Consider the following 11,401-nt stretch of genomic DNA (forward strand, 5'->3'; position numbering starts at 1 on the left):
CCGCTAGAGAGTATAGATAGTCTCCACCCTAAGAAAGTAAAGCTCTCTTGTGAATTAAGCCTAACTTAATATTTCGATTAATTTTTATTGATGGAAGTTGGGCACAATTCGCTAGCAGTTGGTTAAATCTTGACGAAGAAAGTAAAGAATCAAAGTGGATATAGACATCAAAGTATTGCTGATCGAAGATAGTTCTCCAGATGCTCAGATAGTTGAGGCCATCATTAGCTCATCTAATTTGAGAAGGCCGACTCTATACCACGTCGAGCGGTTTGAAGAGGCTCTGACGATGCTGTCGCAGCAAAGTTATGATTTGATCTTGTTAGATCTACACTTGCCAGACGGAGAAGGAATAGATTTGATCAGACAGCTCAAGCAGCAGGTACCCGAAACACCAGTCGTTGTTTTAACTGGGATAGAAGATGAGACCGTAGCTGTGGCAGCGATTCTAGAAGGAGCCCAAGACTACCTTACAAAGACGGACGCCTTCTCACCTAGTCGGCTGTTGAAGCTAGGTACTACCGATGCTGGAAATTCGTTAGTTCGTCGGATTCAATGTGCGATTAAGAATGCGGAGCTGACAAAAAGCTTGGAAATCGAACAGGCCCGACATACGCTCGATAATAGGGGCGAAGATGGAGACATATGGGACTGGGATTTAAACAACAATCGAATCTATCTATCGCCAAGATGGCAGTCTATGTTAGGCATCTACGGTACGCCGCTAAGTATTCCCGCAGATGAGTGGCTCGCTCGTATTCACCCGACAGATTGCGATCGCTTCAAGCGAACCCTACAGGACTATCTTGAGCGCCGAGAGCAGCATATTTACTGTGAGTATCGTATTCGGCATGTAGAAGGTCACTATATGTGGGTGCTCACCAAAGGCGAAGCTCTAAGGGATCAATTTGGCACGGCCTATCGGATAGTAGGATCCCAATCTGATATCAGCGATCGCAAACAGAAAGAAGCACTCACCTATCAAAGAAAAGAGCTAGCCTCGACAGCACTATACGAAGTTGGGGCAGGTTTACTGTCACTGCAGGCGATGCTCTACATGTACGGCGAGCGCTACGATGAAGCTGAGCCTCTCTTGAGAGGAACATTGGAGATGAGAAGAGTTCTCCTCGGCAGTGAGCATTTGGACGTTGCAGCAAGTCTCTATAATCTTGCTTCGCTATACGATAACCAATTTCGATTTCAGGAGGCTGAAGTTTTATTTGAAGAGTCTCTAGCCATCTTTCAAAATGTTCTAGGCTCAGCACATCCACATACTCAACGGATCAGAGCCAAAGTCACCATGATCTGCCGTCTTAATCAAACAATAGAATTGCTAATGAGTGAAGATTAGATAGAAAATCTAAGAGTGAGAGCTCATACTCATAAAGATTCGTACTCAAGAAAATGCAGGTTAGAACTGTAAGAATACTCTTGTAGTAGCAGTATATTCTATGCTAGCAATTCATCCCTTAGGGGAAATGTCTCTACCTACTCTTCTGCGCTTTTGCCAGGTATCGAATCAGTTTGATCTTTAGATACCTGACCACGGGAATCATGCATTCTATTAAGATAAATGATATTCATGTGCCCGTTGGTATTTAATATGAGCAAGTCAGCAGTATTTCCGGGTTTCCATGCGCTCTCTGAGCCAGTTCGCATACAAATTATTGAGCTCTTGCAAGACAGTCAAGAGCTCTGCGTCAATGAGATAGCAGGCCAGCTAGGAATTAACCAGTCTAGGCTTTCTTTTCATCTGAAGATACTTAATCAGTCTGGCCTAGCAATCACCAGACGCCAAGGTCGATATGTCTATTACAGTCTCAATGTAGAGCAGTTTTCTATGTTAGAAGAGTACTTGTCTCAAATGAAACAGTTTGAAGGTCACTGATGGGAGCGCAATAATTCATGAGACAAAATATTTCATTAATCCTTAATTATTTTTTCCTGTACTGGGCAATTTGGCTGTGATGAAGTACCTGATCTAAAACTTGCAGCTATCAAAGCAGGGGTTCGAGACTACCTAGTAAAGTCGCTTATCTCTCACCTCTCACCCACAGAGCCAAACCGCCCCCTCGGCCTCTAGCGGCAATATAATCCTTCTCGACTAGAAAGAACGTAAAAAAAGCTTGATCTTTGAGGGTTTGTTCCTTGAAAGCAGCGTCGCGTTCTGAGCCGCCGCGTAAGCCACCATCATAAGCAGACCACGCACCCAAGTTCACTTTCATGGCAGTAAAATCAAATCCCAAACTGCTAGTCTTTTGCCAAAACTGAGTGGGGCCGTTCAGTCGAAGTTTGATCGGACCACAGGCCACTGAGTTAGTCACTTGACCGCTGCCCGCTTGGGCATCATCGGCAAGGGGTTCGTACGCGATCGCAATTCGCACAAACCGAGGAATAAACCGTCCTTTTCCTAGGGTAGTAACCGCACTGGCCCCAGGACGCGGCTGCACCTTGCGAGTCCCTGAGACAAAGCCCAAGCGCCACTGACCAATCAGTTGCTCATATTCGTAGTGCTGCTTAGTTTGTTTTCTCTCCTTTTCTGCTTGCAACAAAGCATCAATTAATTCACTAGTATCAGGCGCTTTGCCTTCGCCCTTTATATAGCGAACAGCCTCAGTGATCAAATCAGGTGTTGAGCTAGCCGTTGAATCAGTCATCGTGGGTCTTTTTAAGATTTTCAGCGCTTTCTCATGCGATTTTCTATCGGCTTGTTACAGTTGAATCGGTTCTAATCTACGGGTTACGAAAAAAGCTTTATGCCAGCAAGTATCACATCACCTGCCGCTCCAGTATCCACTAATGACATTCCCGTAGGCACTAACCATCAGCTAGAACGCATCCATTTAGAAGTCACCAATGTTTGCAACTTCAAGTGCGAGTTTTGCCCCGACGCCATTATGGAACGCAAGCGAGGCCATATGGACACTGGCTTGCTCAAAAAGGCGCTAGATGAAATCGCCAACTATAATCTAGCTAAAATTGTCGCCTTTCATCTGATGGGCGAGCCGCTGATTTATCCGCATATCTTTGAAGCCATTGAGATGGCGATCGCCCGCCGCCTAAATCTGCATCTCACCACTAACGGCAGTACCTTTCACATTCGCCCCGAACATATCGAAAAGCTAGTAGCCTCTGGCATTCCTAAAGTCACAATTTCGCTGCAAACGCCCGATCCAGACACATTTATTATTCGAGGCGCACCGCCCAAGCTCAAGCCAGAGCAGTACTTCGACGGTATTGCTCGATATGTGCAGGCGAATCTGGCAAGCGAGCATTCAAACACACGGGTTCATCTCAAGTTTCTAGATACGACGCCGCACCCTTTTTTAGTGCCGCATAAGGCGATGCACGTAGTGGAAGGAAAGGAGCAAATGCAGAAGCAGTTGCATGAGTGGTGCGATCGCCTCCTTTCTAGCCTCCCTGCTGACCACCCTGACCGCCCAAGCCCCGCAGAGCTCAGCCGCCGCCTAGCCTCTCACAGGCCCGGACGCTGGCAAGTCATCGATCTCACGCCAAAACTTGCCCTCGAAACCTTCCCACTCGATAGCTGGGGCAACGTCGAAAGCACCACCGTCATCCCGGCCAGCTTCGGCTACTGCAACGGCACCACCGACCAAGCGGGCATCCTCTACGATGGCACCGTCGTCCCCTGCTGCAAAGACTACGATGGCAAAATTCCACTGGGCAATCTCAACGAGTACTCGCTGAGAGAAATCCTCTATCAGCAAAAACCCGCCTGCAGTCTGCGCGAAGGCTTCGACAAATTCCAGGTCACTAACCCAGTGTGCAAGCGCTGTATGGGCGCAGACACCAAGCAAAAATCACTCTTACGTCAAGTCGGATCTATCGCCTATTTCAAGCTCTATAATCCCATCATGAAAAAACTCAATCCGGGCTGGGGAGAGGTCTAGTCACTTCGTCTATGGTCTAAACATCTAAAGTAATAGCTATACTGCTCCGTGTTTAGAATCTTGACTGTCCCATTCTCCAGATAGTGCAAAACCTTTCTAGCTTCTCGTTTAGCATCTGGTAGCAAAGACTCGACATACCGTTCTCTCTTTGCCAGAGAGTCTACATCAAGGCAAACTACTGATAGCCCGTAATTAAGTCCTAAAGAATCTAGGAAACTAACGCCTCTGCAATACAGGTCATAAAACTCTGTGAGCAGCTTTACTGATGATTCTATTCCTTTGGTTTGGCCTAGAAAGTCTCGCAGCATCTGCTTGACTCGGTAGGTTTCGTATTCACCACTACTCACTAGATTCTCTAGAATGCCTATCAAGTTCACACGGACGAGCGAAGAAGAATAGTCCAGTGATAGCAGGTTGAGATAGTCGTCTGGGTGTAGCACTGCCTCTATCTGTTTGCTGCTATAAAGCCACTGTTCAAAGTCATTAATAGACTCATCGCCACATAGAACAGCATAGAACTTTAACTTTACATCTTCTGGTAGGGACCGCGTGGATAGCTGCATGTGCAAAAGTCGATGGCATGTTCGGATCTATCGCCTATCTCAAACTCTACAATCCCATCATGGAAAAGCCTAGCCCCAGGGCGGTTTCATTATCGCTGAAGGAAATCTAGAATCCCTATTAATCCGTCGTAATATCAGTTGAATCAACTCAGAAACTGCACCTCAACCAAGTGACAAAAGCTGTAGAGTCATACCTGAACGTCAAAACTGCTGAGATAGACTAAGACAACAACTATTCAGAGAAAGATATGAATATTTTGACAGTTCAAGAAGCCCAAAATCAGCTAGATAAGCTGGTTGCTGCTGTTGCCGACCAGCACCAGCCCGTCGAGATTTCCGGGGCGCGCAACGCGGCAATTCTACTTTCTAAAGAAGACTGGAACGCAATCCAAGAAACGCTATATCTCGTTGGTATTCCAGGCATGGCTGAGTCTATGCACAGGGCAGCAGCAGAGTCTCTTGAAGAAGCCACACCCTTAGAGGAAGTTGAGTGGTGAAATAGGAGATATATCCTATCGAAGCAGGCTACGAAAGATGCTAAGAAGCTTACTGGCGCTAACCTCGCGAAAAAGGCAAAGGAGCTGTTAGATATTCTAGAAACAGACCCGTATGAGCCGCCTTATGAAAAATTAAGGGGCGACCTTAAAGATTACTACTCCAGACGGATCAATGTTCAACATCGGCTTGTGTATCAGATATTCGATGAGAACAGAACAGTCAGAGTTTTACGGATGTGGAGTCATTATGAATAACGTTCGCGTTTCCAGTTTGAATCGACGACGCTAGCACTTTTGCCCTAGTCGCTCTGAACAGGCCAAACCGACAGAGCCCACTGCCAAAGGCTAAACGCATCAGCAACAGTGTCGGCACCTCGCGTACAGACTTGATAAAGCCAGAAACACCAAACTTGATTAAGCCCTTTGGCCGAATGATTCCCTGCCAAATCGAGTCAATCCAAGACGGCAGCGTTTCTTCAGCCCAGTCCGCCGTTTCTACAGAGCCTTCTACCATTCTGGTTGCTTCTAGCAGCTCAGAGAATCCTTCAATGCTAGAAAACTCAGGATGAGACCATTGATCCAATAGCTGTCTCATCACTGGCTTTTCCCACCAGCTCAGCGGACGGCGGCGGTCATCTCGCTGGTTCCAATCGCCAACCACTAGCAGTCCACCTGGCTTTAGCACTCGCAGCAGCTCTTTTGCAAAAATTGCCTTGTCAGGCATATGTGGCCCCGCTTCTAGTGACCACACCACGTCAAAACTTTCATCTGGAAATGACAGCGCCATCGCATCATCCACCATAAACTTGGCGCTCAATCCCTCCGGCGTCAGCTGCGTTGCTCGCTCTACCTGCCCAGGGCTAATCGTCACCGCTGTCACATCGAAGCCGTAGTCTTTGGCCAGCACTCGGCTGCTGCCACCAATACCGCAGCCCACGTCAAGCAGGGTTGAACCAGGCGCGCATCTATCAAGCCCGCCCCACTTCACCATTTCATGAACGAAGTCATACTTTGCCTGCCGAAAGTCTTTTTGCCTTGGCGGAGAGCCGTAGTGTCCTAGATGAATATGCTCTCCCCAATAGAATTCCAAGATGCCATCTTGCGTCCACTCGTCATAGGAAGTCGCGACCGTATCGGATGAGTCATAGCGCCGAGGTGTCAGCAGATAGGCGGCTATACCAGCAGCGGGCAGGGCGAGCAGAAGTAGAAGAAACAAATTCATGAGAGTAGGCAGACCCTAAGGGCGTTACATCTCTTCATAGTACTATTTTTATCTGACCCTGACCCTTTGGGTAGATAGACCCTGTAGGCTGTAGAGGTTTCGCCTTTGAGCGATCGCATCCATAAGATCAGCTTTATGACATCAGCTACCGAAAACGACCGCTCGAAGTTCTCTCTTTCCCAGATAGGGCCGGGGCTGTTGATGGCAGGGGCAGCGATTGGGGTTTCCCATTTGGTGCAAAGTACAAGAGCGGGGGCGATGTACGGCTGGGGAGCACTGATTTTTGTGCTGCTAGCGAACCTGATGAAGTATCCGTTTTACGAGTACGGGCATCGGTACGCTGCAGCATCCGGCCAAAACCTGATTCAAGCGTATCGGCAGCAGGGGCGACAGATTTTTGTGCCGTTTATGATCATCAGCGCTATCAGCGCGGTGGGTAGCTTTGCGGTAGATGCCTTTGTCGCTGCCATGCTGCTGCAGTATCTGTGGCTACCGCAGGTGTCGGCGACAGTTCTGGCCATTAGCGTGTTGATTTTTTGCTGGGGCTTGATTGCAGTGGGGCGCTATCGCCTGTTTGAGCAGGTGACAAAATGGTGCGTAATTCTGCTGTCTATAGCAACGGTGGCGGCAGTCACTATGGCAGTTTCAACGGTGGTGAGCGGCTTCCTATCTGAGCCATTGTCATCCGGGTCAATAGCGCCAGGTGTAGAGTCCACAGTGCTGGAAGTTGCCTATACAACTTCGTCTGGTAGAGGGTCCATATTTTCGCTTAAGGCGCTACCCTTTGTAATTGCCTTTATGGGCTGGATGCCGGGCGGATTGGAACTTTCTGTCTGGCAGTCGCTGTGGGTGCAGGCGAATGGTCAAGACAGCGGCAAGGCAGCTTCGATGGCAGAGGCCAGCTTTGATTTTAATTTTGGCTATGTGCTGACGGTGGTGCTGGCCTGTTTATTTTTGGTGCTAGGGACGTTGACGCTACCAGCGCAAGGGATGGCAGCAGAACCAGCGGCGTTTGCGGGTCAGCTTGTGGGGATGTATACCAGCTATATCGGCGCGTGGGCGGAGCCGGTGATTGGAGTGTGTGCGATCGCAGCCATATTTTCCACCACCTTCACCGTCGTCGATGCCTTCCCCCGCACGCTAGAGGCCGGTATCTATGAGCTGTGGCCTAGCGCTCGGGCAAGCACATTGCCAATTCGAGGTGCGATCGCTCTCATCCTCATCACCCTAGCCACACTTCTACTCAACTTCTTCACCGCCGGATTCGAGCCGCTGATCAACACCATCACTATCATTGCCTTCGTGTTCGCCCCGTTTTACGCCTGGCTAAACATTCGCAGCATCCGCACGCTGCCTGTAGAATCTCAGCCAAAACCATGGTTGATTCGTCTAGCAACCGTAGGACTGATGTATCTCTCTGGCTTTAGCCTACTGTTTATTGTTCTTGAGTTCGTTCTTGGTCTGATCTAACAGGTCTCGAAGGTCTGTAGCGCTGTTGGCTTGATTCAGAATTGGCTGATCCTAGGTAACTCTCTCAGCTAATCAATTACCCATGCTGTTGGTACATCGATTTCTACTCGAACAGATCAGAATGAGTTCCAGTTCTTTCAAAAATAATTTCCTCAGCCGTTGTCTTGTATATGAGCAACCAGTCTGGCTCAATATGGCATTCACGCCGCCCCTTGTAATTACCTAAAAGCTTGTGATCTCTGTGCCTCGGCTCAAGCGGTTCCTCTTGCACCAGCTTTTGAATCACCTGTCTGATGCTTTCACCTGTTTTCCCTCGCTTGAGCATCTTTTTGAGATCTTTCTCAAACTGTCTGGCGTACAATGGATTGAGCATTAAATCCCGAGATTCTCAAACATAGCATCGGCAGTTTGAAACTGCACAAGGTTTTCTCCTGCGTCCGTCTCCTCAAATACTCTTCGAGTCACCTCATTAGGAATCGCCACGTCAAAAGGCAACCCCTTATGCAGCTTTACCTGATGATAAAACAGCGTAATTGCCTCCGTTGTCGAGAGCCCTAATGCTTCAAATAAATCCTCAACCTCGGCCTTTAGCCCTGGGTCAATCCGCGCCCTAACCGTCGCCTCTTTTGCCATAGCTTGTACACCTCCATAGAAACCCTACACTCAAATTGTAGCCCAAATGGACTACAGCATATGCAACCTGAGCTATCACAGCCTTCGCTGAAAGAATAAGCACTGCCCTGGATTGAGCATATCCATCCAATCTGATTTAAAGCCACCCAAATAGCTAGCAGCTTTTGAAAATTGACTTACCTTACTTGCTTTCTTAATACTTCTAAGATTTCTCTTTGCAGTTCAATCTGTTCTCTTAGCAGTTCGTTGTTGAGTCTAACTGCTTCTGCATTTTCATTCGCACGATCCGCTTGCTCCATAAACATCTTTTGGCTACGCTTCAGCAGCCATAGCAAAAGCGCAAACAAAACAAACGGGACGATCAGAGCAGAAAACAACCTGATCAGGTAGCCTTCATCCTCTACAGGCTCCTGATAGGTCTCAGTAGTCTGCAGCTCAATGTATTGGTAGGCGGTGCTAGTGCGATCGCCCATCCGCTCAAAAGGCATCATTCTAAGCTCCCTGACTTCTCATACACATCTCTACATCCGCTCTAGTACCTCTATGCCTAAAAGCGACAGCCCCAGCTTTAAGGTCCGCGCGGTCAGATCACACAGTACCAGCCGAGAAGTCCGCTGTGGCTCCTCCGCTTGCAGCACTGAGCACTGATCATAGAACTGGTTGAACTTTTGACTTAGCTCGAACAGGTACTGACACAGACGGTTGGGCAACAACTCTTTTTCAACTTCTGCTAGCACTTCATCTAGCTGTAGAATGTGCTTTGCCAACGTCAGTTCACTCTCTTCGGTCAGCTTCACCTGCGCGTCCAAAGTCGAAAAATCAATCTCTCCCTTGCGGCTAATGCCCTGCACACGAACATACGCATACATCATGTAGGGCGCGGTGTTTCCCTGCAAAGCCAACATCTTGTCGTAGCTAAAAGTGTAGTTGCTAATCCTGTTCTGACTAAGGTCCGCGTACTTCACCGCGCCGATGCCTACTTTCTCGGCCACATTTTGAATGAAGTCGTCCGATTCTGTTCTTTTTTCTTGTTCTAACCGGGCTTCTATATCGGCACGAGTGCGGGCGATCGCCTCATCCAGCAGCTCCTGCAAAGGTACTGCCTCTCCCGATCTAGATTTTAGCCGCTTACCGTCTTCGCCCTGCACCAGGCCAAACGGCGCATAGCTCAGCTCTACAGTCTCGGGCAGCCAACCCGCCCGCCGCGCTACCTGAAAGAACTGCGAGAAGTGATTCGACTGTCCCGCATCTGTTGAGTAGATAATTCGATCTACCTTATCTTCATTAATCCGATAGCGCAGCGCCGCTAAATCTGTTGTCGCATAGTTGTAGCCACCGTTCGACTTTTGTACAATCATCGGCAGCGGGTCACCATCTTTGTTCGTAAAGCCCTCTAAAAAGACACACTTAGCCCCGTCATCTTCGACTAGCAATCCAGCCTTATCAAGGTCAGCTACTACATCAGCAAGATAAGGATTGTAGAAAGATTCCCCACGATCAACAATGTCTTCTGAAATGTTTAACAGATCGTAAATCTTGCGATACGACCGCTTCGATAGCTGACAAACTCGCCGCCAGGCTTCTAACACTTCTGGGTCACCTGCTTGTAGCTTTACCACCGCCTGCCTGGCATTTTCTTTGAACGTTTCATCGGTATCAAAACGCTTCTTAGCCTGACGATAGAACGTAGCTAGCTCTCCATTCGTTGAGGCATCTGCCGCTGCCTGCGGATCGGGGTATGCCTCTTGTAAATAAGCGATTAGCATGCCGAACGGCGTTCCCCAGTCACCCACGTGGCTGACCTTCAGCACGTCATGACCGAGAAACTTCATGACCCTGGCAAAGCATTCGCCAATCACCGCCGGACGCAGGTGGCCGACGTGCATTTCCTTGGCAATGTTCGGGCTAGGGTAGTCGACTAGCACTTTTTGCGGCGGGTCGGCTTTGGGTACACCTAGGCGATCGCTCTTATGCACAGCCTTGAGCTGCTGTTCTAGATACGCCGTCTGGAGCTTGAAATTGATGAAGCCTGGCCCGGCAATTGAAGGCGGTTCGCAAATGTCAGAGACGTCTATATTTTCTGTGATTTGGGTTGCGATCGCCCTCGGATTCATCTTCAGCGGCTTCGCTAGCGACATCGCCACATTCGCCTGATAATCACCAAACTTGGGGTTATTTGTCCCCACCAAAATCGGGTCAGTCTCCTGATACTCATCGCCAAACGCCGCCGCCAACGCAGCCTGCACACGATTATTCAGTTCATTCAGCGTTGATTTCATGGCTCTATATTCGGCAGATCGCGCTGCCAGTGGTCCCTAAACTAATCACAAATAGACCTATTAATCATAGAGGTCTATCCGTAGTAAGCGAACCCCAGACGTGGAACGCTTGTTCTTAAAGCCTGTCAATCACCCACCGCCGGAACTCTTTCTTTGCTTTCCTTTGGTTAGAAGCCCGCGCCCGTTCCACATAGCGCTCTACGGCTTCTTTGATAGGCCAACCTGGGAACAGTGGACTTTCCGCGACCTCTACATACTCACCATTTTGTAGACAGTCGATACGGAGCCGACCATTGTCGAACCGCCACAACTCCCGAACGCCTAGCCCTAGATAAGCGTCCAACTGAGTTTTAGATGTTAGGTCAATCTCAATAGCCAGTTCTGGCGGTGGATCAGTACTCAGATCTATGCGCTGCTTCCCAGCCATCAAATCTGCATACTCAATGTAAAAGCAATCGTCGGGTTCCACCGCCTTCAGCATCTGCTCGTTCTTAAACGTTGTAGAACCATAAGAAGTGTAGTCTCGCTCCAGCTCATCTAGCAAAACTTCTACACAGCGAGCAATGCAAACCTTCTCGACTTCATGTGCAGGCATTGGTGCCACAATAGTTAACGTCCCCTCACTGTAAGCAATACGAGTATTCCGATTCTCACCTAGCTCCTGCAAGATCGTCTCAAATTCAGACCAGCTGACATCTTGAATTTCAACAGTCTGCCCCTCAGGCACCCTGATTTGTCGCAGTTGTAATGTAGCCATCGCCTCTTACCCTACAGATCACAAACACCATGTGAAGCTCTATTATCGCGCACTCACCCCCTCAAACAC

Annotated in this window: 14 protein-coding genes; 6 read left to right on the forward strand and 8 right to left on the reverse strand. The window is 48.7% G+C overall.

What is annotated here, in order from left to right; genetic code table 11:
- Nucleotides 1-154: 154 nt before the first annotated feature.
- Together IQ256_RS26395 and IQ256_RS26400 are read left to right on the forward strand one after the other, a co-directional pair.
- Nucleotides 155-1,351: a response regulator gene (locus IQ256_RS26395; RefSeq protein ID WP_193858679.1), complete on the forward strand. Its 1,197-nt coding sequence runs from the start codon at nt 155-157 to the stop codon at nt 1,349-1,351.
- A gap of 252 nt (nt 1,352-1,603) precedes the next feature.
- Complete coding sequence (locus IQ256_RS26400) at nt 1,604-1,888, forward strand: helix-turn-helix transcriptional regulator (protein WP_193858680.1); 285 nt, start codon at nt 1,604-1,606, stop codon at nt 1,886-1,888.
- A 145-nt stretch (nt 1,889-2,033) separates the two neighbouring features.
- Here the strand turns inward: IQ256_RS26400 and IQ256_RS26405 are convergent, their stop codons facing one another.
- On the reverse strand, nt 2,034-2,657 hold the full coding sequence (locus tag IQ256_RS26405; RefSeq protein ID WP_193858681.1) for a hypothetical protein: 624 nt from the start codon (nt 2,655-2,657) through the stop codon (nt 2,034-2,036).
- A 99-nt stretch (nt 2,658-2,756) separates the two neighbouring features.
- Here IQ256_RS26405 and IQ256_RS26410 point away from each other — a divergent pair, with 99 nt between their 5' ends.
- Complete coding sequence (locus IQ256_RS26410; protein WP_193858682.1) at nt 2,757-3,911, forward strand: radical SAM/SPASM domain-containing protein; 1,155 nt, start codon at nt 2,757-2,759, stop codon at nt 3,909-3,911.
- On the opposite strand, the gene IQ256_RS26415 is transcribed toward IQ256_RS26410, so the two are convergent.
- Nucleotides 3,908-4,474, reverse strand: coding sequence for a hypothetical protein (locus tag IQ256_RS26415; protein ID WP_193858683.1), 567 nt, complete (start codon nt 4,472-4,474; stop codon nt 3,908-3,910). The genes IQ256_RS26410 and IQ256_RS26415 overlap by 4 nt on opposite strands.
- 248 nt (nt 4,475-4,722) lie before the next feature.
- Between IQ256_RS26415 and IQ256_RS26420 the strand changes: the two genes are divergently transcribed.
- Nucleotides 4,723-4,971, forward strand: a complete 249-nt coding sequence (locus IQ256_RS26420; protein WP_193858684.1) for a type II toxin-antitoxin system Phd/YefM family antitoxin — start codon at nt 4,723-4,725, stop codon at nt 4,969-4,971.
- 12 nt (nt 4,972-4,983) lie between these two features.
- Entirely contained in the window at nt 4,984-5,226 is a 243-nt protein-coding gene (locus IQ256_RS26425; protein WP_193858692.1) for a Txe/YoeB family addiction module toxin, read from the forward strand.
- Here IQ256_RS26425 and IQ256_RS26430 read toward each other — a convergent pair.
- Nucleotides 5,192-6,193, reverse strand: a complete 1,002-nt coding sequence (locus IQ256_RS26430; protein ID WP_193858685.1) for a methyltransferase domain-containing protein — start codon at nt 6,191-6,193, stop codon at nt 5,192-5,194. The genes IQ256_RS26425 and IQ256_RS26430 overlap by 35 nt on opposite strands.
- 135 nt (nt 6,194-6,328) lie before the next feature.
- On the opposite strand from IQ256_RS26430, the gene IQ256_RS26435 reads away from it, so the two are divergent.
- Nucleotides 6,329-7,663 carry an NRAMP family divalent metal transporter gene (locus IQ256_RS26435; RefSeq protein ID WP_193858686.1) on the forward strand — a complete coding sequence of 445 codons (1,335 nt, stop codon included), beginning with the start codon at nt 6,329-6,331 and terminating at the stop codon, nt 7,661-7,663.
- 103 nt (nt 7,664-7,766) lie between these two features.
- On the opposite strand, the gene IQ256_RS26440 is transcribed toward IQ256_RS26435, so the two are convergent.
- The 5 genes from IQ256_RS26440 to IQ256_RS26460 form a co-directional block, all read right to left on the reverse strand.
- Nucleotides 7,767-8,036, reverse strand: a complete 270-nt coding sequence (locus tag IQ256_RS26440; protein ID WP_193858687.1) for a type II toxin-antitoxin system YafQ family toxin — start codon at nt 8,034-8,036, stop codon at nt 7,767-7,769.
- A complete protein-coding gene (locus tag IQ256_RS26445; protein ID WP_193858688.1) occupies nt 8,036-8,296 on the reverse strand; it encodes a type II toxin-antitoxin system RelB/DinJ family antitoxin in 261 nt (86 codons plus the stop codon). Before IQ256_RS26445 ends, IQ256_RS26440 begins: the two co-directional genes overlap by 1 nt.
- Nucleotides 8,297-8,472: 176 nt before the next feature.
- On the reverse strand, nt 8,473-8,787 hold the full coding sequence (locus IQ256_RS26450; RefSeq protein WP_228025313.1) for a hypothetical protein: 315 nt from the start codon (nt 8,785-8,787) through the stop codon (nt 8,473-8,475).
- A gap of 30 nt (nt 8,788-8,817) precedes the next feature.
- On the reverse strand, nt 8,818-10,575 hold the full coding sequence (argS, locus tag IQ256_RS26455) for an arginine--tRNA ligase (RefSeq protein WP_193858690.1): 1,758 nt from the start codon (nt 10,573-10,575) through the stop codon (nt 8,818-8,820).
- Nucleotides 10,576-10,690: 115 nt separating this feature from the next.
- Nucleotides 10,691-11,332, reverse strand: coding sequence for a Uma2 family endonuclease (locus tag IQ256_RS26460; RefSeq protein WP_193858691.1), 642 nt, complete (start codon nt 11,330-11,332; stop codon nt 10,691-10,693).
- Between the last annotated feature and the right edge of the window lie 69 nt (nt 11,333-11,401).

It is taken from the genome of cf. Phormidesmis sp. LEGE 11477, from assembly GCF_015207105.1.
GTDB lineage: Bacteria > Cyanobacteriota > Cyanobacteriia > Phormidesmidales > Phormidesmidaceae > Phormidesmis.

Coding starts and splice junctions, on each gene's coding strand:
- IQ256_RS26400 (WP_193858680.1), top strand. CDS start 1,604: ATGAGCAAGTCAGCAGTATTTCCGGGTTTCCATGCGCTCTCTGAGCCA.
- IQ256_RS26405 (WP_193858681.1), bottom strand. CDS start 2,657: ATGACTGATTCAACGGCTAGCTCAACACCTGATTTGATCACTGAGGCT.
- IQ256_RS26410 (WP_193858682.1), top strand. CDS start 2,757: ATGCCAGCAAGTATCACATCACCTGCCGCTCCAGTATCCACTAATGAC.
- IQ256_RS26415 (WP_193858683.1), bottom strand. CDS start 4,474: ATGCAGCTATCCACGCGGTCCCTACCAGAAGATGTAAAGTTAAAGTTC.
- IQ256_RS26420 (WP_193858684.1), top strand. CDS start 4,723: ATGAATATTTTGACAGTTCAAGAAGCCCAAAATCAGCTAGATAAGCTG.
- IQ256_RS26430 (WP_193858685.1), bottom strand. CDS start 6,193: ATGAATTTGTTTCTTCTACTTCTGCTCGCCCTGCCCGCTGCTGGTATA.
- IQ256_RS26435 (WP_193858686.1), top strand. CDS start 6,329: ATGACATCAGCTACCGAAAACGACCGCTCGAAGTTCTCTCTTTCCCAG.
- IQ256_RS26440 (WP_193858687.1), bottom strand. CDS start 8,036: ATGCTCAATCCATTGTACGCCAGACAGTTTGAGAAAGATCTCAAAAAG.
- IQ256_RS26445 (WP_193858688.1), bottom strand. CDS start 8,296: ATGGCAAAAGAGGCGACGGTTAGGGCGCGGATTGACCCAGGGCTAAAG.
- IQ256_RS26450 (WP_228025313.1), bottom strand. CDS start 8,787: ATGATGCCTTTTGAGCGGATGGGCGATCGCACTAGCACCGCCTACCAA.
- argS (WP_193858690.1), bottom strand. CDS start 10,575: ATGAAATCAACGCTGAATGAACTGAATAATCGTGTGCAGGCTGCGTTG.
- IQ256_RS26460 (WP_193858691.1), bottom strand. CDS start 11,332: ATGGCTACATTACAACTGCGACAAATCAGGGTGCCTGAGGGGCAGACT.